21 protein-coding genes are annotated in these 23476 nt (G+C 42.1%); 3 read left to right on the top strand and 18 right to left on the bottom strand.

Annotation, left to right across the window (positions count from 1 at the left end):
* The first annotated feature begins 116 nt into the window (after positions 1-116).
* Together gmd and DL92_RS0116445 are read left to right on the top strand one after the other, a co-directional pair.
* Positions 117-1208: a GDP-mannose 4,6-dehydratase gene (gene gmd, locus DL92_RS19780; RefSeq protein WP_051625397.1), complete on the top strand. Its 1092-nt coding sequence runs from the start codon at positions 117-119 to the stop codon at positions 1206-1208.
* Positions 1209-1232: 24 nt separating this feature from the next.
* Positions 1233-2174, top strand: a complete 942-nt coding sequence (locus DL92_RS0116445; RefSeq protein WP_334291141.1) for a GDP-L-fucose synthase family protein — start codon at positions 1233-1235, stop codon at positions 2172-2174.
* A gap of 120 nt (positions 2175-2294) precedes the next feature.
* On the opposite strand, the gene DL92_RS0116440 is transcribed toward DL92_RS0116445, so the two are convergent.
* The 18 genes from DL92_RS0116440 to uvrB all read right to left on the bottom strand — a co-directional run bounded on the left by DL92_RS0116440 (position 2295) and on the right by uvrB (position 22689).
* Positions 2295-4097: a DUF8201 family protein gene (locus tag DL92_RS0116440; protein ID WP_026668323.1), complete on the bottom strand. Its 1803-nt coding sequence runs from the start codon at positions 4095-4097 to the stop codon at positions 2295-2297.
* A 30-nt stretch (positions 4098-4127) separates the two neighbouring features.
* Positions 4128-4580 carry a divergent PAP2 family protein gene (locus DL92_RS0116435; protein WP_026656612.1) on the bottom strand — a complete coding sequence of 151 codons (453 nt, stop codon included), beginning with the start codon at positions 4578-4580 and terminating at the stop codon, positions 4128-4130.
* Positions 4581-4612: 32 nt separating this feature from the next.
* A complete protein-coding gene (gene rfbD, locus DL92_RS0116430; RefSeq protein WP_026656611.1) occupies positions 4613-5488 on the bottom strand; it encodes a dTDP-4-dehydrorhamnose reductase in 876 nt (291 codons plus the stop codon).
* A 127-nt stretch (positions 5489-5615) separates the two neighbouring features.
* Entirely contained in the window at positions 5616-5879 is a 264-nt protein-coding gene (locus tag DL92_RS0116425; protein WP_026656610.1) for an HPr family phosphocarrier protein, read from the bottom strand.
* Entirely contained in the window at positions 5880-7229 is a 1350-nt protein-coding gene (gene glmM / locus DL92_RS0116420; RefSeq protein WP_026656609.1) for a phosphoglucosamine mutase, read from the bottom strand.
* Between the two features lie 14 nt (positions 7230-7243).
* Complete coding sequence (locus tag DL92_RS0116415) at positions 7244-8569, bottom strand: CdaR family protein (protein ID WP_026668322.1); 1326 nt, start codon at positions 8567-8569, stop codon at positions 7244-7246.
* Complete coding sequence (cdaA, locus tag DL92_RS0116410; RefSeq protein WP_026668321.1) at positions 8566-9426, bottom strand: diadenylate cyclase CdaA; 861 nt, start codon at positions 9424-9426, stop codon at positions 8566-8568. The genes DL92_RS0116415 and cdaA overlap by 4 nt, the downstream gene beginning before the upstream one ends.
* 16 nt (positions 9427-9442) lie before the next feature.
* Positions 9443-10297, bottom strand: coding sequence for a hypothetical protein (locus DL92_RS19775; protein WP_242838981.1), 855 nt, complete (start codon positions 10295-10297; stop codon positions 9443-9445).
* Positions 10298-10385: 88 nt separating this feature from the next.
* Positions 10386-10781 (bottom strand): hypothetical protein, encoded by a 396-nt coding sequence (locus DL92_RS0116400; RefSeq protein WP_026656605.1) that lies wholly within the window; start codon positions 10779-10781, stop codon positions 10386-10388.
* 9 nt (positions 10782-10790) lie between these two features.
* A complete protein-coding gene (locus DL92_RS0116395) occupies positions 10791-11198 on the bottom strand; it encodes a flagellar protein (protein ID WP_026668320.1) in 408 nt (135 codons plus the stop codon).
* Positions 11199-11217: 19 nt separating this feature from the next.
* Complete coding sequence (locus DL92_RS0116390) at positions 11218-11985, bottom strand: ComF family protein (RefSeq protein ID WP_051625396.1); 768 nt, start codon at positions 11983-11985, stop codon at positions 11218-11220.
* On the bottom strand, positions 11969-14230 hold the full coding sequence (recD2, locus tag DL92_RS0116385; protein ID WP_026668318.1) for an SF1B family DNA helicase RecD2: 2262 nt from the start codon (positions 14228-14230) through the stop codon (positions 11969-11971). The genes DL92_RS0116390 and recD2 overlap by 17 nt, the downstream gene beginning before the upstream one ends.
* Positions 14231-14276: 46 nt before the next feature.
* Positions 14277-14687: a hypothetical protein gene (locus DL92_RS19770; RefSeq protein ID WP_051199173.1), complete on the bottom strand. Its 411-nt coding sequence runs from the start codon at positions 14685-14687 to the stop codon at positions 14277-14279.
* A 16-nt stretch (positions 14688-14703) separates the two neighbouring features.
* Positions 14704-15534: a flagellar hook-basal body protein gene (locus DL92_RS0116375; protein ID WP_026656601.1), complete on the bottom strand. Its 831-nt coding sequence runs from the start codon at positions 15532-15534 to the stop codon at positions 14704-14706.
* Between the two features lie 88 nt (positions 15535-15622).
* Entirely contained in the window at positions 15623-16453 is an 831-nt protein-coding gene (locus DL92_RS0116370) for a flagellar hook-basal body protein (protein ID WP_026656600.1), read from the bottom strand.
* Between the two features lie 68 nt (positions 16454-16521).
* Positions 16522-17514: a rod shape-determining protein gene (locus DL92_RS0116365; RefSeq protein ID WP_026656599.1), complete on the bottom strand. Its 993-nt coding sequence runs from the start codon at positions 17512-17514 to the stop codon at positions 16522-16524.
* A gap of 260 nt (positions 17515-17774) precedes the next feature.
* Complete coding sequence (uvrA, locus tag DL92_RS0116360) at positions 17775-20651, bottom strand: excinuclease ABC subunit UvrA (RefSeq protein WP_051625399.1); 2877 nt, start codon at positions 20649-20651, stop codon at positions 17775-17777.
* 46 nt (positions 20652-20697) lie between these two features.
* A complete protein-coding gene (uvrB, locus tag DL92_RS0116355; RefSeq protein ID WP_026656596.1) occupies positions 20698-22689 on the bottom strand; it encodes an excinuclease ABC subunit UvrB in 1992 nt (663 codons plus the stop codon).
* A 378-nt stretch (positions 22690-23067) separates the two neighbouring features.
* Here uvrB and DL92_RS0116345 point away from each other — a divergent pair, with 378 nt between their 5' ends.
* Complete coding sequence (locus tag DL92_RS0116345) at positions 23068-23352, top strand: helix-turn-helix domain-containing protein (protein ID WP_026668316.1); 285 nt, start codon at positions 23068-23070, stop codon at positions 23350-23352.
* The last annotated feature ends 124 nt before the right edge of the window (positions 23353-23476 follow it).

Here is a 23476-nt window from a genome sequence, read left to right as displayed (position 1 = left end):
CTTAAAGCGCCTGTCTTTCAACGAACAAAAATTTGATGTCCCATGTTAAAAAGTGATAAACTATGATAAAATAAACACTTAATAAGAAGAATTTATCATAAAATTTAGGAGTACACATGGGTAAAACAGCACTTATTACAGGTATAACAGGACAGGACGGTTCTTACCTTGCAGAATTTCTTTTGGAGAAAGGATATGATGTGCACGGAGTCATCAGAAGATCTTCTGTAGATTTTCGTGAAAGAATCGCGCATCTTGAAGGAAAGCCTCACTTCCATCTTCACTACGGAGATCTCGGAGATTCAATGAGTATCCTTGGCGTTGTTTCTAAAGTAAAACCTGACGAGATATACAATCTCGCAGCACAGTCACATGTGCAGGTATCTTTTGATTCGCCTGAGTTTACGGCAGATGTTGACGCTACCGGCGTATTAAGAGTTCTTGAAGCTGTACGTCAGTGTGGTCTTGCAGATACATGTAGAATATATCAGGCATCAACTTCAGAATTATACGGAAAGGTTGAAGAAGTTCCCCAGAATGAGAACACTCCTTTCCATCCATACAGTCCATACGCTGTTGCCAAGCTTTACGGCTACTGGATCGTAAAAGAGTACAGAGAAGCTTACAATATGTTCTGCTGCTCGGGAATCCTCTTTAATCACGAATCAGAGCGCCGCGGAGAGACCTTCGTTACACGTAAGATCACTCTTGCCGCATCACGTATCGCTCAGGGTAAACAGGACAAGCTCTATCTCGGTAATCTCTCAAGCCTTCGTGACTGGGGCTACGCAAAAGATTACGTAGAATGTATGTGGCTCATTCTTCAGAATGACAAACCCGAAGATTTTGTTATCGCAACAGGTGTACAGCACTCAGTCCGTGAATTTGCACAGCTTGCTTTCCACTATGCAGGAATCGAGCTTGAATTTAAGGGCGAAGGCGCTGAAGAAAAGGGTTATGACAAAGCAACAGGCAAGGTACTTGTTGAAGTATCACCCGATTTCTACAGACCTACAGACGTTGTTAATCTCTGGGGCGATCCCACTAAGGCAAAAGAAAAACTCCACTGGAATCCTCAGACAACATCTTTTGAAGAGCTCGTTAAGATCATGGTTGAACACGATATGGCCAAAGTTGCGGTTGAAAGAGCCAACGAGCATGTTGAATTTAATCTCGCAGAGTTTCTTGAAAAAGGTATTGATAAGTAATCAAAGAAAGAGGCGAATAACATGATGGAGAAAAATGACAAAATATATGTTGCGGGACACAGAGGAATGGTTGGTTCCGCAATTGTCAGAGAGCTCAAAAACCAGGGCTATTTCAATATAGTTACAAGAACCCACAAAGAGCTTGATCTTACAAGACAGGATGCTGTTGAGAAATTTTTCGAAGAAGAACAGCCCGACTACGTTTTCCTTGCAGCTGCCAAAGTTGGCGGAATCATGGGTAACTCCGAAGCTCTCGCTGATTTCATGTATGAGAACATGATCCTTGAGATGAACGTTATACACGCAGCATGGAAGAACGGATGTAGAAAGCTTGAATTCCTCGGATCATCCTGCATATATCCCAGAATGGCTCCTCAGCCGATGAAAGAGGATTGCCTTCTGACATCTTCTCTTGAGAAAACAAATGAAGCATATGCTCTTGCTAAGATATCCGGACTTAAGTACTGTGAGTACCTTAACAAGCAGTATGGAACCGATTATATTTCCGTAATGCCCACAAACCTTTACGGACCTAATGACAACTACCATCCCACTCACTCTCATGTTCTTCCGGCACTTATCAGAAGATTCCATGAGGCAAAGGAACAGAATCTCCCCTATGTAACATGCTGGGGCGACGGAAGTCCTTTGAGAGAATTCTTATATGTAGACGATCTCGCAAACCTCTGTGTATTCCTTATGAATAACTACAGCGGCGATGAGACTGTCAATGCAGGTACAGGAAAAGAGCTCACGATAAAAGAGCTCACAGAGAAAGTTGCTTCGATCATCGGCTACACAGGCGAGATCAGATGGGATCCTTCGAAGCCGAACGGAACTCCCAGAAAGCTCCTTGACGTATCAAAAGCAAAAGCACTTGGCTGGACCTACAAAACTGAGCTTGATGACGGTATCAAGCTTGCCTACAAAGATTTCCTTGAAAATCCTATGCGCGCGGAGCGCTGATGTCCGCCTTAGTGGCCACAGGTATATTTATCCGAATGCTCCCATATTCAGATAAATGTACCTGTGGCTATTCTATAGCCGGGCATTCAGCTTACCATAATTCTTATTTTTTCTCGATGCTTAATTTGCTTTTTTGAATCCGTCTTCTATTCTGTCTCCTCTGAATTCCAGCTTTCCTGTGAGGTTTTCAGGGGAGGACGGGAATGGCTCGTAGCCTACGCGGTCGCCTTCTGTCGGATAATAGAATGTGACTCCGTTTACTTCGTAGGGTTTAACTTCGTATACTCCGTAGTCCTGTTGTTTTAAAAGATACAAAGGATTAAATCTTTTTTCTGCTTCAGCGACGAGATTAACACCTTTGAATGTAATCCATAAAAGCACTACGGCGGTGAAGCTCTTGAAAAAGACTTCTTTTTTGCGCTTATCGAATTTATTTATGATAAGGATAACTACTCTTCCCAGAATGACTACAGCTGTAAGTAGCGCGAATACAATACCGTATCTTATAAGCGGAGCACTTGCCATCCAGAAAAGGAAGCACGTTATCATTGTTCCGCCGATAGCGAAAAAGTCACCTGTCCTAAGCATGCTTCGCATTTTGATATCAAATATTTTTCCGGTGATTTTTTTATCACCAAGTGCTCCTTCCCTGGCATCCACCAGAATATAGTGGACTGAAAGAAGTACATATATAAAAATAGCCACAACATCCAGAATAATGACCATTTTATTAAAGGATGAAAGATCCGAAAACCACTTCGGAAACCACTCTGTAAATGACATATGCACATGATTCGGCACATCCGAAAAGCCTCTTCCGAATGTCTTTATCTCAAGCGCGTCATATTCCGCAACGCCCTTTGGAATCTTCCAGTCAACGTCAAAAAGATCTATTGCAGTCACAGGATACATCAGCCATCCCGATATGATCACATTTCTCACAAAAAACGGAACAGCAATGATAAGCGCCCCCAGAATTGATGAATAGAAAACCTGAAGTTTGTGTTTTGTCCTGTTGCTCAAAAGTCTGTATATCGGAATGGTAGCCACCAGCATAAGCGGAGCCGCTACCAGCTTTATAGTTGTTGCATAGACGCTTAAAAAGGTCAGGAAGATATACGGCACATATGAATGCTCGTGTCGCACATACAGGTCAAGCCATTTGATCACTATATAAAATACCAGCGTTGCAACAAAGTAGTCTGATGCAGGCGCGACCATCTCATCAAATATTCCAAAAAGATAATAGATCGCAGCAAGTCTTGCAAAATCGGATATTATGATATTTCCTCTCCGTATAATGCTCTTTAACTCAACACATTCCCACGCAAGGACAAGTGCAAAGAATCCGGCCATAACATGATAAGACCGGTCAAGTTGCAGAAATTTCATGCTAAAGAGCGCAGAAAGCGGAAACGCAGCACTGTTATATGCAAGTCTTACATGAAGATTTCCAAGTCCTTTTACCACTCCGTACTCTTCTATCCACTTAATAGCCTGCGCATGATAAAGGTCGGAATCATAATGCATGATTCCGCTTGAAGTTCCGTAAGCCATCAAAAAGAAAACGACCAGGTAAAGTATTCTGCTTTTGTATGAACGGATAATTCGAAGAAGCATCCTGAGTTCTTCACTCATTTTATCCCTGTAAACAACACCAAAGATACAAGCGAAGAACATTAGAAAAACATGACAATTCAACTCAACTTTGTCAAATATACTCCAGATCTGTGCATAAACTGTTGAAATCAAGACACCGCTCATTATGTAGCCGGTGTGAGAATGAAATCGGTAGGCTTTTTCACCGCCTTTTTGCATAGCTTTACCACGCTTTGAAAAAGACAGCATAATATTTATGAAACCATATCCTATCAGGTATGTTGTTACAATGACATACAACCAAATAAGAACAACTGATAACATGCTGCAACTAGCCCCCGATCCATTAGATAATCAAATAGTCATCAAATAGCCTATCAATGTTCCAAGTAAAGCTCCAAAGAGAACCTGCATAGGAGTATGTCCGACAAACTCCTTGAGCTTCTCTTCTACAGGTATATCCTTATCAAGCTGAAGGAACCAATCCATCATATTGTTAATCACCTTAGCCTGAATGCCTGTCTCCCATCTTACTCCCATTGCATCATGCATTACGATAAGCGCAAGAACTGCCGAAATAGCAAATTCAAATGAACTTGCTCCGTACAACACGCATGTTGATGAAACGACTGCCATGACCGTCGCGGAATGTGAACTGGGCATTCCTCCATCACCCATAAGTCTCTCGGGATTAAAGCTCTTATTTACAATCACATATAATATTGTTTTAAGTACCTGTGCAACAAACCATCCGCTACAAGCAGCAACCAATACTTTGTTACCCAGTATGTCATTCCAAAACTGCATTCAAACCTCTATTTTGCTTAATTTTACTATTATTACAAAAGTTCCTTAAGGTACTGCTCAATTGCATCGTGCCAGTCTGCAAACATGAAGTCTGTTGTAAGTTTCAACATATAATTCTCCAAAATGCTGTATGCCGGCCTGGGGGCGGACTGAGGATTCTTTGCCTGATATTCAGCTGTGGTCACATGATTGACCTTAGTTTTCTTTCCTGCAATTCTGAAAATTTCTTCTGTGAAATCAGCCCAGTTTGTATCGCCTTCACATGTTCCGTGGAAAATTCCGTAGTTCTCCGTATTCATAAGATAATGAATAGCTTTTGCAAGCTCAGTCGTGCTTGTAGGATTACCAAGCTGATCGTTTACAACGCTTATCTCGTCGTGATTCTCAGACAGTTTAAGCATTGTCTTTACAAAGTTCTTGCCGTCTCCGTAAAGCCATGCGGTTCTGATAATAAAGTAGTTTTTCGCAAACTGCTTTACAAACTCTTCTCCGGCAAGTTTTGTCTTACCATAAACACTCACAGGGCCTGTGGCATCAAACTCTGTGTATGGTTTTGTTGCATTTCCCGCAAATACATAGTCGGTAGACACATGTACAAGCTTTGCACCAACCTCTGTTGATGCTATAGACAGATTTCTTGGTCCAATGGCATTAATCTTATATGAGAGGTCAACATCGCTCTCCTGCTTATCTACTGCGGTATATGCAGCACAATTTATCACTGCCTTGGGCTTAACGTCCTTAACAAGCTTAATTACGGAATCAACATTTGTAATGTCCAAAGGAATAATTCCCTCTCCCTCAAACACATCGGTATTTACGATCTCATATTTTCCTGTTGCTCCAAGTTCCTTATTTATCGCTCTTCCAAGCTGTCCATTACATCCCGTAACAATTATCTTATCCATCGCTACTCCCTTTTACTTCCTGTATATATTAATCTTGTAGTTAACTTAGCAAACGGACGGCATAACTGCCGTCCGCCTTATATTCTTGTCAATCTGCGCATGTGACATATATTATCACATGTACGGCTTATTCGCCAAGTCCTCCCTCGATTGCTTCAACCATTGCACTCATGGCTTCTTCTTCATCGGGGCCTTCACAATTAAACTCAAGTTCGTCGCCGCATTTAACGCAAGCGCCGAGAACACTCAAAACACTTTTTGCATTGGCAACATTGTCACCGTACGAAAAAGTTATATGTGATTTAAAATTCATAGCCACTTTACAAAGATTTCCCGCAGGTCTCAAGTGCAAACCTGTAGGGTTTGTAATGACTACCTTCTTACTAACCATTTATAACATAACCTCCTCGATCAACTTCGCAAGCTTTTTAGCTTCTTCATCAATCTTAGTCTGCTCCTTACCTTCGATCATTACTCTTACAAGCGGTTCTGTTCCCGAAGGTCTTATAAGCACTCTTCCGTCTCCCGCAAATTCTTTTTCAAGTTCTGCGATAGCACTTGCAATCTCCGGATATTCCATGAACGCATCTTTCTTGTGTGTAGGAACATGCGCGTTTACCAATGCCTGAGGCATTACTTCCATGACCTGTGAAAGTTCTGAAAGCGGTTTGCCTGTAACTACCATAACTTCAAGAAGATGCAAAGCCGACAACAGACCGTCTCCGGTAGTATTGTCATCAAGGAAAATGATATGTCCCGACTGCTCTCCACCAAGGTTCGCACCGATTTCTTTCATATGCTCAAGCACATAGCGGTCACCGACCTTAGTCTTATCCACCTGGATGCCTTCTCTCTCTGCCATCTTAAAGAATCCAAGGTTACTCATTACAGTGGCAACGATTGTATTCTTGGCAAGTTTACCGTTATCCTTCATAAACTTACCGATAATAGCCATTATCTCGTCACCGTCGACCATCTTACCTTTTTCATCAACAGCGAGGAATCTGTCAGCATCTCCGTCGAAAGCAAGTCCGATATTTGCCTTCTCGGTAACAACTCTTCCCATAAGCTCTTCCATATGAGTTGAGCCGCATCCCGCATTAATGTTGGTTCCGTCGGGATTGTTGTGAATCACTACAACTTCTGCGCCTAACTGTCTTATTGCCTCAACAGAAGTATAATACGAAGCACCCTCTGCGCAGTCCATTACGATCTTCATTCCTGCAAGGCTGATATCAACTGCTCTAAGATTGTGATTTATATATTCTTCTTTTGCATCACTTCTGTTCTTGATCTTGCCGACTCCGGCACCTGTAGGCATCTTAACGCCTTCCATATTGTTCTTTATAAGTGCCTCAATCTCATCCTCAAGTTCATCAGGAAGCTTATAACCATTTGCATCAAAAAACTTTATCCCATTAAATTCCATCGGATTATGTGAAGCCGAAATAACTACACCGGCATCAACTCTGTATTTTCTTGTAAGATATGCAACGGCGGGAGTAGGGATAACTCCTACATTTACTACATCTGCACCTACAGAACATGCACCTGCCATAAGTGCACTTGCAAGCATATCTCCCGATAATCTTGTATCACATCCCACCATTATGGTTGGTCTGTGGTTAACTTCTTTTGAAAGAACATAGGCTCCTGCCTGTCCAAGCTGCATTGCAAGAAGCGGTGTCAACTCATCATTTGCTACGCCTCTTACACCATCTGTTCCAAATAATCTGCCCATCGAAATAACCTCATTTAATTAGTTTTATTAACACGAACGTATACTTCAACGTCGTCCGAAGCTTTAACCCCTTCAGGAAGGTTGTTCCATTTAACTTTTGCACTGTAAACACCGTCTCTCAGTGTTTCTGTGCCGTTTTCTTTGACTAACTGCGTAGCGTCAACGGAACCTTTCAAAGCATTCTCATCAACAGCCGCAAGCGCAGAATCCAAACCAAGAAGAGTAAGCGCTACGGAATCATATTCATTGGTATCAACTTTAATATCATATCCCTGAACAGGGTTCTCAACACCAATATTCTTTATATCAACCGCAAAGTTTTTGGATGATAACTTACCGATACTTACCACTACCGTTGCTTTTGCTTTTGAATCCTCTCCGAAACGAACGCCGTCGGGAAGATATTTATCAAGTTCCACGGTATAGTTAAGATCCTGTGTTCTACCCGCTATATCAAGCTCAGAGTCGTTTATCGTGATCTCTTTTATCTTAGATATAACTTTTGAATCACCTGCTATCTGAACCTTATCAGGCGTGCTCACTGTTCCGGTAACCGCATAACCGTCTGCGGGTTCTCCCGATACAACACACCTGATCGGCACAAATTTACCTTCAAGTATCTCAACTTCCGCCCTTACAGTGGGTTTTCCATTATTATTTATGATCTTTACACGTGAAGCATCAACATCATTTGTCTCGACAACTTCATCATTCTTATCACGAAGTACGATATTGGCGGTTACGTTCATTGTACGTGTAAGTCCCGCTACATCTATCTCCGCTGTTGCTTTCGTAACATTGTTGACCACCGATTCGGGGCCTTCTATCTTAACCTGATCAAGCTCAATTGCTTTATCACCGACAATATATTTATCATCGGGATGTCCGATCTGAACAGGCTTGAGTTCAAGCGTCTTACTTATCTTCTTTTCAACGTTGTACTCCAACTTATCGTTGCTTAATTCTATATCTACGATATCAGTACCGTTGTTGTTCTCTACCACCGCTTCAATAGGTATTGCTCTTACTGTGCTGTCGGTACCTTGAACAGGCAAATTTTTTAAATCCGCTACCAGTTTTATATCATTGTTGGTCAATGTATCAACTATAGATTTCTTTCCTTTGACCTTTACGCTCTGGCTAAGATCTGATGAATCCACTGCCCATCCGACAAGATTATTATTCTTTAAATAGTTACTGTTATCGACAATCTTGACCTGAACATCTCTGATCTGCCTTGAAATCTGAGGGTCCTGATTATTTGTCACAGACAACCATATAACACCAGCAAATACCAGCGAAGCAAGCTTAAGCCCAAAATTTGACATGATTTTCTTCATCTCTTCACCCTGGCCTTTCTGGCAAAGTGCTTAATATGCGTTTCTTCCGCATGCTTGTTCTGCAAAACCTTAAGCCTGTCTCTTAGTCTGTCACTGTCAACAGATTTATCGAGTTCGCCTTCATATGCAACGCTTATCTTTCCTGTTTCCTCAGAAACAATGATAGTAAGTGAATCAGTCACTTCAGATACACCGATACCAGCACGGTGTCTGGTTCCAAGTTCTTTACCAATTCCCATGTTGTCTGACAAAGGAAGGTAACATGTTGCGGATACAACTCTGTCTCCGCGTATTATTACAGCACCGTCATGAAGAGGTGTGTTATGTTCAAAAATATTTATAAGAAGCTGACTCGTAACAATTCCGTCAACAGCTATACCCGTTCTCTCAAATTCAGTAAGTGAAAAATCCTGCTGAATAACAATAAGTGCTCCCGTACGAACTTTTGACATTTCGACACAGGCCCTTACAATCTCATTAAGTGTCTTATCAGAAAAACGCTCCTGGAACTTCATATCTCCGAAGAAGAATGCATTGGAGAAGAAGTTTTTTCTTCCAAGTTCTTCCAACGCTCTTCGAAGCTCAGGTTGCAATATAATAACTACTACTATGATGATAACGTTAAAGAAATTTCCAACAATCCACAATATTGTATTCATCTGGAAAAATTCCGCAAACAAGATGAATGCAATAATGACTATTACGCCTTTAAGCATTGACCAAAGTCTGGAGTTTTTTGCCCACAACAAAACATGATAAACCAGAAACGCGATAATAAGTATCTCCAGAATATCAGTAGGTCTCACGGAAGGTATACGAAACGCTTCAAGATCAAAAAACTGCTGAACTGTTTCCATATCAATCCTTTAAAAATCACCTGTGCTGATCCATTGCACGGTTGATCTTCTTAACCTTCCTTTCCGGCGTAGAAACTGTAACCTTTGGTACCGCCTTTACATAATAATAATATTCATCATCTTCAAACTGAACTTTCTCAGTCCTGCTGTAGTCCAGATTGAATGCAAAAAACTCAACCACAAACATAAGAAGTGCGGAAATAATTGTTCCGACAACAACTCCGCCGAGCGACATCTGTGTATCATAGATAAGATCTCCGATCATAGTACACATAATAAGTGAAACTGCTCCGGCAATAATTGCAATCTTCCATGATTTATCAACAGAAGATCTGCGGATAGCGTATACAATAGCGATAGTTATTGAAAATGCAACTATCGAAACGAGCATTGCTTTATCACCCAACAATCCTGTTATTACAGACTGGAATGCATTTGCAGCTTCCTCCACACCCTCACTTCCGAAAGACTGTGAGTTCTTGGAGAAGAACGCAAGCATATATGAAATTATAAGTCCGAATGATACGGATACCATTGATGTAGGTCCACCCAAAAGTCCCATAGCCAAAGGCATCACATACGGTATATGCATAAAGAAAAACAGCGGGGTCAAAAGAACCGCAAGTGTATCTTTAGGCGAAAACCTGAAATACAACAGGAACATAAGCACAAACACTATAAGTGCGAAAAGTGCACATTCCGAAGACAATTCAAAAAGATGTCCCGTGATAAATAACGCCGCGATAAATACTATGCAATTAGGCGTGAGAATAGAACACAGCAGCGATGCCATCAGAACTATCACAAAATTCTTAAGGCTGTCCATATATCCCAATTTGCTGTTTATTATGCAGATTGTGATAAGTGCCAAAAGGAATTTCCACGCGTAGCTAATGTAAACCTCGTTTTTAATATAAAATTTTTTGATATAAATCTTTAATTCCAATAATGAAGTCATGTCACTGTTCCTTTTCGTACATTCTTGCCAGTTTCTTTAAATTTTCATAATATGCTCTCATACTCCTTCGCATTCTGGAATAGCGATAAGAATATATTATATATGAAGCAAGCGAATACACGCCAACAAGCAGGAGGTAGTATATTAGCCACCTCCTGCCGGTTGCAATAAGATTTTCCGTATTATATACATCAGATAACACTTTTTCAAAATCGTATAAAACATATGCAGCGATAAATACTGCGAAAACAATTGTTGCACTAATAAGCGACTTTATAACATTAAAAGCCACGTAATCACTCTTAAAATAAGAGTTTATCGCGTCATTATTTTTTCCTTCACGATCAATAAATGCAGCCATCTTGGTCATCAAAATGACTTTCTCTTCATTTAACATCTTTGCTCCTTAAGTATCCAGGAAACGCATTCCGGCTTTGTTGTCTTTCTTAATCTGCTCCTGCATAACCTGTTTAGGCTTTGAGAAGCTGGTCGCCAGATTGTTTGCCATTGATGTCTTACATTTAGCACAGAATCTTCCTGTTAAAATTGACGCTCCACAATTCTCGCATTGAAGCTGAATTGGTGAGTGTTCTGAAAACATAAGCCTCTCTTCACGTATCCACTGCTGAATCTGCTTAGAGGAAACCTCATTATCGTCTGCGATCTGCCTGAGACTGGCGCTGGGATTATCCTGGATGTACTGCTTAACCTTCTGGAAATCCTCTTCAATAGCCTTCTTACACTGATCGCATATCGTAGGACCACCGATATGATTGAACATTTTGCCACATCTGGAACAATTTCGTAAGTTCATATACATAACCTCCGCTAGACTATGTAGTTTGCCCGATTGCGAGTGTTAAAAAATAAACTTTTTCAGCTCCGGCCAATCTTAACAAACGGGCAATCTCATCAATGGTACTTCCCGTTGTGTAGATGTCATCGATAATAAGTATGCACTTAAATTTTACATCATTTCGTTGTATATTAAAAGCCTTTTTCAAATTATTGCGCCGCCCGCGGACATCCAGATTCTTCATGGGCAAAGTGTTTCTGGTTCTTTGTATGAGGTCTGCTTTCATTGGTATATCAAGCATTTCAGACACTTTCCTTGCATAGACCTCAGCCTGGTTGTATCCTCTCTCTGCCTCTTTGCGCGCGTACATGGGAACAGGCACTATCAGATCTATGCCAAGACCGGAAAGCTTCTTCCCAAGAGCCTTTTGGGTTGCCCTTGCATAAAAATCCGCATATTCCTGCCTTCCCATATACTTGAATCTGTAAACAGATCCGGAAACACTCCTATATTGAAAAAGAGAAAAGCCTCTGTCGTACGCATGCTTCATTTTTGCGCAGTCATCGCAATACTCTCTGTCAGCATCCGCACCCGTAAGTCCTTTTCCGCATTTTATGCATGTCGGAGCTTTTACAAACTTGATCTTTTTTATGCAGTCTTCATGAATAAGACGCCCTCTTTTTATCCTGCCGTTTCTAATCTCAAAAGTATTTAATATTCCGTCGCATACAGGACATCTTCCGGGGTATACAATTTCTTTTACCACACAAAATATGTCTTTTATTTCTTTAGTTACTGTCTGCATCAAATATTTCTTTTATCCTATCCGCAAGTCCCGTATATCTCTTAAGCTGCTCTTCATTTTCCGTCATTTCGCAGAGCGTCTTACTGCTTCCGAGGACGCAGACCGTGCTCCTGGCTCTTGTAACAGCCGTATAGAGAAGGTTCCTGTTAAGAAGCATCCTGGGTCCGCCGAGAATAGGCAAAATGACCGCCGGATACTCACTGCCCTGGGATTTGTGTATCGTTATTGCATAAGACAGTTCTATTTCATCAAGCTCGGAAAAAGGATACCTTACTCTTCTGTGTTCGTCAAATTCCACTACGATATCCTGAGAATATTCATTTATTTCTTTGACAATTCCCATATCTCCGTTGTACACGCCCATTCCGGAATCAACAGGAATATTATATTTGCCGACAACTTCCCACTTAGCCTGATAATTATTCCTTATCTGCATTACTTTGTCGCCCTCTCTTATGATGAGGTCACCGTATGCATGCTCTTTCTTGGAAGAATCAGGCGGATTCAGATATTTCTGAAGAACGAGGTTAAGCTGTATCGCACCGAGCGGACCTTTTTTCATCGGCGTAAGAACCTGAATGTCATATGGCGAAGTTTTGACATATCCGGGAAGTTTATCCCTTATGAGCTGGATCATATGCTTATATATGACATCGGCGTCATTTCTCTCCAAGAAAAAGAAATCCTTACTCTTATTATCCAGAACAGGCTTCTCTCCTCTGTGGATTCTGTGAGCGTTCATTACAATGTCACTTTCTTCCGCCTGTCTGAATATCTTCTTAAGAAAGATCGTAGGAAACTTGCCGCTTGATATCAGATCCCCGAGAACCTGTCCCGGTCCTACGCTCGGAAGCTGTGAACTGTCACCAACAAGTATCAGGTGAACTCCGGGCACAAGCGCCCTTAGAAGTGCGTTAAAGAGATGTGTGTCAACCATGGACATCTCATCGATTATAAGCGCATCCGTTTCAAGCGGATTATCTCTGTTCCTCTCAAACTTTACGCCCTGACGACTCTCGTCATCATCCTCGACCTGACCTGTAACTTCGAGAAGTCTGTGAATCGTCTTTGCTTCGTACCCTGTAGCCTCAGTCATACGCTTAGCTGCGCGTCCTGTGGGTGCTGCAAGCATGATATCGAGTCCTTCCGAAGCATAGTAGTTTATTATTGTATTAATAGTAGTGGTCTTACCTGTTCCGGGTCCTCCGGTTATTATTACCACTCCGTTTGCAATACTCTTTATGACCGCATCTCTCTGAAGGTCGTCGAGCTCGATCCCCTTTTTGTGCTCAATTTCCAAGATGCGCTTTTTATAAAGTTCCTCTTCCTGAGGGCCGATCTTTTCCGATATATTAAGACCGTGCAGCATAGCCGCACATCCCTGTTCCTCATAGAAATAAGACGATGCGTACACATTGTCTTCACCCTTACACACAAGCTTTTGGTCCATGATAAGGTTTTGGATCTGCGTCATTATGTCATCCGTATCAATTACATCCTCCGGACTATTCTGCAAAAGAAGCGATGTCTTATATGCAAGCTCTTTCATAGGAAGATAAGTATTTCCATCCATCGTCCCCTGTAAAAGAGTGTACATGATACCGCTCCTGATCCTATACTCTGAATCTACGCAAATGCCAACTTTTTCAGCAATATCGTCTGCTATTTTAAATCCAATTCCGGCTATGTCATCCGCAAGCTTGTACGGATTTTCTTTTATAATCCCGTAAATCTGAGTTCCGTACCTGTTGTATATCTTAACTGCCATAGCATTTGTTATTCCATACTGCTGCAAAAAGATCATCGCATCGCGCATCTCTCTTTTATCCGCCATCTGGATAGATATATCAATTGCCTTCTTCTCGCTGATTCCCTTGATCTCAGCAAGTCTTTCAGGCTCATCTTCTATTATTCTGAATGTATCCGATCCGAATTTTTTGACGATCCTTGCGGCAAGGGCTTCTCCTATTCCCTTTATCGCTCCGGATCCAAGATATCTCTGCATTGAGACCGCGTCGTCAGGTACAACTATCTTATAAGAATCCACTTTGAGCTGATGGCCGTAGACAGGGTGTTCAACATACACTCCCTCCATCTCCAAAGTATCTCCGACATCCGCATCCTTGAAATTCCCTATGCAGGTGATCTCATCATCTTCCGTGACAATATTAGCCACCGAATATCCATTTTCCGCATTTCTGTAAATAAAATGCTCAATATATCCCTTAACGTTTTCTTTTTCCATAGTGAATAGTATAGCATAAGAAAAAGGATCCGATTCTTAAGATTTCTTAAGAATTGGATCCCTCTGTATTATTCTCAGTCGTAGCCTCCGGAATGTCATAATTTCTCTTGAGATTCTCATAGAGCATCTGAGCAAATCCGTTGCTCTGCTTATCAACAGATGTAGCACATACGTCCTGAAGTGTCTGATCTTTGAAAAAATCAACCAGAGTAGATGTTGAATTATCTGACTTTTCAGGTTTAAGAGCATCTACGGATTTCTGCATTTCCTTAAATATCTGCTCAAGAAAATATGACTCAAAGCCCTTGCACGCAGCCCAAAGTTCATCATCGGATGACTTCTCATTTGTCTGCTCGAGCTTATTTTTAAGAGCTTCTGTAGAGGCATTCTTACTCTCACGCATCGCATATTCAGTTATGCCCGTTGCATTTATACCACTGATATCAAATCCTGCCATGGCTATTCTCCATCAATTATCTCTTAAGACCATTTGCAGTCTGCATCATTTCGTCTGTCGTCTGGATTGCTGTTGAGTTCATCTCGTAAGCTCTCTGTGCAACGATAAGATTTACCATCTCTGTTGCAACATTAACGTTGGAGCCTTCAAGATATCCCTGTTCAATTGTGCTAAGCTTAACCTCTCCGGCTGCCTCAGCTTCAAGAATAGGTTCTCCGCTTGCTGCAGTCTCCTGCCAAGCTGCTCCGCCCACTCTCTCAAGGCCTTCCCTGTTACGGAACTGCCAAAGGCCAATCTGAGGTCCGATTGCCTGAGGAACGCTCTCATCATCGGGATAATAGATCTTACCGTCTCCGCCAATCTCAATTCTGCTCGCTAAAGCATTTCCGTCAACCACGATAGGATTGCCGTCAATTCCAAGAACCGGATTACCTTCAGCTGTTGTAAGCTCAAGAGTTGTTCCGCCTGTCTCCTGAAGAGCCCATGTGAAATTACCGTTTCTGGTGTACTGAACAGTCTCTCCGTCAGCTGCTGTGTAAGCGAAGAAACCGTCACCGCTTATAGCAAGAGCTGCAGGATTTTCGTTGTTCTGCAAAGATCCCTGTTTAAAGAACTGATTTATTGAAGATGTACGGGTACCAAGACCTACCTGTGAATTGGTTGGCTTAGGCTCGCCGTTTGCTGTAGTTGTAACTGTCTGAAGCTCCTGATACAAAAGAGACTTAAACTGTGCTCCCTGAGCTTTATATCCGACTGTATTAACGTTTGCAAGGTTGTTCGATATAGTATCTACGTTTGTCTGCTGGGCATTCATTCCTGTTGCCGCTGACCATAAACTTCTAACCATAGACATACCTCCCTCTCTTTGGTATGTATCGACACAAAGGCCGTGATACTTTATAAAAAAAGTATAAATTTTTTAATCGATCAAAAAATTATGAAAGTCTGCCAAGCTGATTTGCAGCAATATCAAGTGTATCATCGATTGTTGTGATCATTCTCTGGTTTGTATCGTAGTTTCTCTGAACCGCGATCATGTTTACCATCTCATCAACAACAGAAACATTTGACTGCTCCAAAAATCCCGAGTAAACACGTCCCGTTCCCTCTATAGGATTGGCTCCGTTTACGGGAATATACATATTTTCTCCGTAGTGCTCAAGATTGTCATATGAGATACGTCCGTCAGGATATGTTGTCTTCTCAAAATCAAATATTCCAATCTGGGCAACAACCTCACCGTCCTGCACGATATTACCGTTCATGCTGACTTCTACGGGAAGTGACGGATCAAGTTCAATATGTCCTCCGTCCTGTGAAAGAACAAAGTCCCCGTCCTGAGTAACAAGCTCTCCCTCAGCTGTAACCGTAAAGTTACCGTCTCTGGTATACATTATATTGGTCTGATTCGGAAGATCTCTCTCAATATTCTTAGCCTTGTTCGTATATTCGATTCCAAAGAAACCATATCCGCCGATAGCCATGTCATATTTGTTTCCGGTCTCTTTCATAGGACCTTCGGACCAATCAACATAGCCTTCGCCAATCTTTACACCGGGATTAATAATGCCCAGTCCACGCGCAGTGAACGGGGCATCAGTATAATCTTTAATTTTAAGCGCAAGCTGATCACTGAAAGACTGTGATGTTGTGCCTTCCTTCTTAAAACCGTTTGTGTTGGCATTGGCAAGATTGTTGGTCAGCACATCCATTCTGTGCTGCTCGTTGATCATTCCTGTGTAAGCAGTATAAAGACCTTTTACCATTCTCTTTCCCTCATACCGTCCTGGTTATTCTTTATAGTTCAATCCTTGATATATATTATCGCAGATCATCAATCCTGATGATAACCTACAATAAACTCTACATAACGGCCGGTTCCGATGGCAACCGCTGTCATAGGATCCTCTGCTGTCATAGTATTGATTCCGGTCTTGGAATAGATAAGATCCTCAAGTCCGCGAAGAAGTGCTCCGCCACCTGTAAGAACTATTCCTCTGTCAGCAATATCCGCTGCAAGTTCCGGAGGTGTATTCTCAAGAACGCTGTGAATAGCCTCGATGATCTGAGATGTAGGCTCTCTGAGTGCCTCTTCTGTCTCTTCAGAAGATACTCTTACAGTTTTGGGAAGACCTGTAACAAGGTTACGTCCTCTTACATCCAGGAAATCATCTTCCGGTCTCGGATAAGCTGAACCGATCTTAATCTTTATATCTTCGGCAGTTCTGTCACCGATAAGAAGATTGTGCTTCTTTCTCATGTAACGAACAATTGCCTCATCAAAATCATCTCCTGCGACCTTAACGGATGTGCTTACAACCGTTCCGCCGAGTGAGATAACTGCAATATCAGATGTACCTCCACCTATATCAACAATCATGTTTCCGCAAGGCTTTGTAATATCAATTCCTGCTCCGATCGCTGCTGCAATAGGTTCCTCGATAGTCTTAACATCTCTCGCACCGCAAAGTCTTGTAGCATCTTCTACGGCTTTCTTCTCTACTTCCGTAGCTCCACTGGGAACACATACAGCGATAAAAGGTTTTCTATGAATTTTCCTTCCGATAGCCTTCTTAATGAAGTATCTCATCATCTGCTCAGTGATTTTGTAGTTAGAGATAACTCCCTGTCTCAGAGGTCTTACGGCAACAATATTACCGGGTGTACGGCCAAGCATAAGCCTCGCATCCTCACCGATTGCCTTGATTTCCTCTGTGTCTCTGTCATAAGCTACTACAGAAGGTTCCTTAAGAACTACTCCCTTGCCTCTTATGTAAACGAGAACAGATGCCGTTCCTAAATCAATTCCGATGTCTGCATACTGCATAATTTAAGGTACCCCTTTCAAAACTGTGTGTCATTTATTTTAGCGCATAAGTGCGGATAATAAAATGTTAATAATACATTGCCATTATAAACCATCTTATAAAGATTTAAAAGGGGCTACCTCTATTAATATCGGACATTTCCTATCAAAACTTAAGTATCCTGTTAAAATCTTAAGTATTTTAGCCATGTGCTCAAAAAAGAGTTTCGAAAACACCTAAATTACGCGCATTTCGGGAAATACCATACTAAAATTAATCATTATTTTTTCAACATCTTTTTTATGTATGCTCCGGTATATGACTTCTTACACTTAGCAACTTCTTCCGGCGTGCCGCACGCAACAACCGTTCCGCCGCCCGAACCGCCCTCGGGTCCCATATCTATGATGTAATCTCCTGTTTTGATGACATCCAGATTATGCTCGATAACAACAACCGTATTTCCCTGTTCTACCAGCTCATGCATTATCTTCACAAGCTTCTGAACATCGGCAAAATGAAGTCCCGTCGTAGGCTCATCAAGAATATAGACTGTCTTGCCCGTTCCCACCTTACTAAGCTCCGTCGCAAGCTTTATTCTCTGCGCCTCACCACCTGAAAGCTCTGTACTGGGCTGTCCAAGCTTAACATATCCAAGTCCCACATCGTAAAGAGTCTGTATCTTTCTCTTAATCGTCTTAACATTCTCAAAGAAAGTAAGCGCCTCTTCAACCGTCATATCAAGGACATCATAAATATTCTTTCCTTTATATCTGACTTCAAGAGTTTCGTGGTTATAACGTTTTCCTCCGCAGACCTCACACGGAACATATACATCCGGAAGGAAATGCATTTCAATCTTGATAATTCCGTCACCGCCGCAGGCTTCACATCTTCCGCCTTTAACGTTAAACGAGAACCTTCCCTTCTTGTATCCTCTTGCTTTCGCATCGGGGGTACCTGCAAAAAGATCCCTTATCATATCAAACACGCCCGTATATGTCGCAGGGTTTGATCTCGGAGTTCTTCCGATAGGCGACTGATCTATAGCAATGACCTTATCAACCTGCTCAAGCCCTTCAATTCCCTTGTGTTTTCCGGGTATACATCTAGCCCTGTTAAGATCTCTCGCAAGATGCTTGTAGAGTATCTCATTGACAAAAGAGCTCTTTCCGGAGCCCGAAACTCCCGTAACTATGGTAAGTACGCCAAGCGGAACATCAATATCTATATTTCTTAAGTTATTCTCACTCGCACCTAGCACCTTAAGCCATCCCTTCGGCTCTCTTCTGACTTCCGGAACGTCAATCTTAAGTTTGCCTGCCAGATACTGGCCGGTTATCGACTCCTCAACTTTCATGATATCTTCGGCAGTTCCCGTAGCAACGATCTTACCGCCTCTTGAGCCCGCTCCCGGTCCCACATCGACGATATAATCAGCCTCTCTCATAGTATCTTCATCATGTTCTACTACAATAAGAGTATTTCCAAGGTCTCTGAGATTCTTAAGCGTATTAAGAAGCTTATCGTTATCCCTCTGATGAAGTCCGATACTCGGCTCATCAAGGATATAGCATACTCCGCAAAGACCCGAACCGATCTGTGTAGCGAGTCTTATTCTCTGTGCCTCGCCGCCTGAAAGTGTTCCCGTGGCTCTCGAAAGCGAAAGGTAACCCAATCCTACATCCACAAGAAATCCCACTCTCGCCCTGATTTCTTTCAGAACCTGTGCACCGACAAGTTCCTGATGCTCACTAAGTTTGAGATTTTCAAGGTAGTTCTGAAGTTCATCAACCGACATTGATGTGATCTCATAGATATTCTTATCGTCTATGGTAACCGCCAGTGATTCCTTCTTAAGCCTCTGTCCGCCGCAAAGCTGACAGGGCGTGATTCTCATAAACTCCTGATATTCAGCCTTCGCCGTCTCAGAAAAAGTCTCTCTGTATCTCTGTTCAACATTCTTGATAAGTCCGTCAAAAAGAATCGGGTAATCACCCTCACCTCTTGAACCCTTGTAGTGAACATTGACAGTCTTGTCAGCTCCGTGTATGAGCATATGTCTTACCTTCTCGGGAAGATCGCAGAAAGGAGTATCAAGGCTGAATTTATAAGCTTTGGCAAGCGCTTTCAAAGTCGCATTACTAAAACTTCCCTCCTTATTTGCAGACTGCCATCCCATAACAACGATACATCCGTCATTTATTGAAAGAGTCTTGTCGGGGATCATGAGATCTTCGTCAAACTCCATCTTATATCCAAGTCCCGCACAGTCAGGGCAGGCTCCGAAAGGATTATTGAACGAAAAACTTCTGGGTTCAATCTCGGGAATACTGATCCCACAATCGGGGCAGGCAAAATTCTGGCTGAAATTAAGCTCTTTTCCATCCACCACATCAACAGTAAGAAGTCCCTCCGCAAGCTGCAGGGCACTCTCTATTGAATCGGCAAGTCTCTTCCTTAGATTCTCGTTGTCATCTCTTATGACAATTCTGTCAACTATTACTTCTATGTTATGCTTGATGTTCTTATCAAGCTTGATTTCTTCAGAAAGCTCATACTGACTTCCGTCAATTCTTACTCTGACATAACCCGCTCTTTTTGCCCTGTCCAGAGTCTTGGCATGCTCACCTTTTTTGCCTCTTACAACAGGTGCAAGAAGCTGGAGCTTGGTTCCGTCACCGAGAGCCATGATCTGGTCGCACATCTCATCAACCGTCTGTCTTCTTATCTCTCTTCCGCAGTTCGGACAGTGCGGTATACCTATTCTTGCATACAACAACCTGAAATGATCGTATATCTCGGTAACCGTTCCCACAGTCGATCTGGGATTCTTGTTAGTGGACTTCTGGTCAATCGAGATTGTAGGAGAAAGTCCTTCGATTCTCTCGACATTAGGCTTATCCATCTGTCCCAGAAACATTCTTGCGTAAGATGAAAGCGACTCCATGTACCTTCTTTGACCTTCCGCAAAAATAGTATCAAAAGCAAGTGAAGACTTACCCGATCCCGACAGTCCCGTAAAAACTGTCAGAGTCTCCCTCGGGATCTTAACACTCACATGCTTAAGATTATGTTCATCTGCACCGCGGACTCTGATGTAATCATGAATATCCGTGGGAAGAATTCTCTTTGCTGTCGTATTCTTTTTTGTCATTCTACTGTTATCCGGCATATATTTATCTCCTGTCACCTATCTCAGGTTATTTACCTTCCGTCAGATCATTATATATTTTCTTGAGTTCAATCATTTGGTCTCTGAGTGTCGCCGCCGTTTCAAAATCCAGCTCTGTGGCCGCACGTTTCATCTTCTTCTGAACCTGTCCGATAAGTTTCTCAAGTTCATCCTTATCCATTGCCTCAGGATCTTTTTCAAACTTAACTTCTTCCTTGGCGATAGCCTTGGTAACTGCGATAAGCTCTCTTACCGCCTTCTTTATTGTCTGCGGAGTTATTCCGTGTTCCTTATTGTATTCTTCCTGTATCTTACGTCTTCTCGCCGTTTCATCGATGGCTTTCTGCATCGACTCCGTCATATTATCGGCGTACATGATAACGTGTCCTTCCGCATTACGCGCAGCACGTCCGATTGTCTGAATAAGCGACGTCTCCGAACGAAGAAATCCCTCTTTGTCCGCATCGATTATCGCAACAAGTGATATTTCAGGAATATCAAGTCCCTCTCTCAAAAGGTTGATTCCGACAAGAACATCAAAGACATCAAGACGCATATCTCTGATTATCTCAGCTCTTTCAAGCGTATCGATATCGGAATGAAGGTATTTTACCCTTATTCCCGACTCTGCAAGGTACTCTGTCAGATCCTCAGCCATTCTCTTGGTGAGCGTAGTCACAAGAACCTTATTCTTCTTATCTATCTCTGTACGAATCTCACCTATGAGATCGTCAATCTGTCCCTCAACAGGGCGTACGGAAATCTCGGGATCGAGAAGTCCCGTAGGCCTTATTACCTGCTCGGTTCTTAGAAGTTCATGCTCTTCCTCATATTTTCCCGGAGTAGCGGAGCAAAAGAGCATCTGGTCAATGTGCGATTCGAACTCCTCAAAATTTAGCGGTCTGTTATCAAGCGCAGACGGAAGCCTGAATCCATAATCAACAAGCGTAAGTTTCCTGCTCCTGTCTCCGTGATACATAGCACCGACCTGCGGAATCGTCATATGCGACTCATCAACGATTATCAGGAAATCTCTGTCAAAGAAGTCCAAAAGAGTAAGCGGCGGTTCACCAGGCGCCATAAAGTTAAGGTGTCTTGAATAGTTCTCAATTCCCGAGCAAAAGCCCGTCTCCTTAAGCATCTCTATATCAAAATTGGTTCGCTCAGAGATTCTCTGGGCTTCAATAAGTCTGTCCTCTCCCTTAAAGAACTTGATCTGTTCCTCAAGCTCTTTCTCAATTTCAACGCACGCCATGTTGATCTTCTCCTGAGGAACAACATAGTGTGAAGCAGGATAGATCATAACGTGCGAAAGCTCACTTCTTACCTTAGCTGTGACAGGTTCAATCTCAGTAATCCTGTCTATCTCATCGCCAAAGAACTCTATCCTTATCAGATAATCATCCGCATTAGCAGGGAAAACCTCTATCGTATCGCCCCTTACCCTGAAATTGCATCTTCCGAGCTCAAGATCGTTTCTCGTATACTGTATCGCAACAAGCTCTTCTATCGTCTTGTCTCTATCCTTCTGCATTCCCGGGCGAAGTGAAATTGACATTCCCTTAAATTCATCAGGGCTTCCAAGTCCGTATATACAAGATACGCTGGCAACAACGATAACATCCTTCCTCTCCGAAAGTGATGCCGTTGCCGAAAGCCTGAGCTTATCAATCTCATCATTTATCGACGAGTCTTTTGCAATATATGTATCTGTCTGAGGAACATACGCTTCAGGCTGATAGTAATCGTAGTAGGATACAAAATACTCAACTGCGTTTTCGGGAAAAAACTCCTTCATCTCGCCATAGAGCTGGCCTGCCAGAGTTTTATTGTGGCTGATGATCAGCGTGGGTTTATTTAGCGCCGCTATGACATTTGCCATAGTGAACGTCTTACCCGATCCCGTAACACCAAGTAAAGTCTGAAATTGATTGCCTTCCTTAAACCCCTTAACCAACTCCTCTATTGCTTGGGGCTGGTCTCCTGTGGGCTTAAACTCAGAGTGTAATTTGAAATCCATATCTCAGTTCCCCTCGATAATTTGATAAGTATCTTCTATCAAACAAAAAAGAAATGATATACTGCCGTTACAGTATATCATTTCAGAATTCACGCGTCTATAAAAAATTGAACACATGTTCGCGATATTTTCTTTATTCTGTTATAATTATAGAGAATTGTCAATATGTCGTATGCAACATATAATTTAATTGAAAGAATATCTATAAATGGATATTGAGTTTTATAAACGCGAGGACGGTACGGAACCGGTGCAAGAATTTCTCGACTCACTGGATCCTAAAATGCTCGCAAAGATGCTTCGAACAATCGACCTTCTCGAAGCTAATGGCACTGCCCTTCGGCGGCCTTATTCTGCACCACTTAAGAAGGTATCCAAATGAGTAGTTATAAAGATTATAAAAAGAAAGCTCTTCAAAACCCTGAAGTAAAGAAAGAATATGATGCTCTCGCTCCTGAATACGACATCATTCAAGCAATGATTGATGCCCGTAAGAGTCAAAATCTCACTCAAAAAGAATTGTCCGACCGCACCGGTATTACACAAGCCGACATAAGTCGAATCGAGAAAGGAACACGCAATCCAAGCCTCGAAATGCTTAAAAGACTGGCTCGCGGTCTCGGCATGCAGTTAAAAGTAGAATTTATTGATCCGCAAAAATAATATGTTCTCAAAAAGCCAAAGAATATGATAATCTCCGGCTTCTATATTACTATCATAAAATACATTCTGCCGTCGCAGATTTTAAAATTCTAATCACTTAATCTCTTCAGGTACTAAAACAATT

Origin of the sequence: Butyrivibrio sp. AE2005 (assembly GCF_000686965.1) — a bacterium.
GTDB classification, from domain to species: Bacteria; Bacillota; Clostridia; order Lachnospirales; family Lachnospiraceae; genus Butyrivibrio; species Butyrivibrio hungatei_A.
Note: the sequence above shows the minus strand (reverse complement) of the source record. Positions and strands in the feature narration are given on the sequence as shown.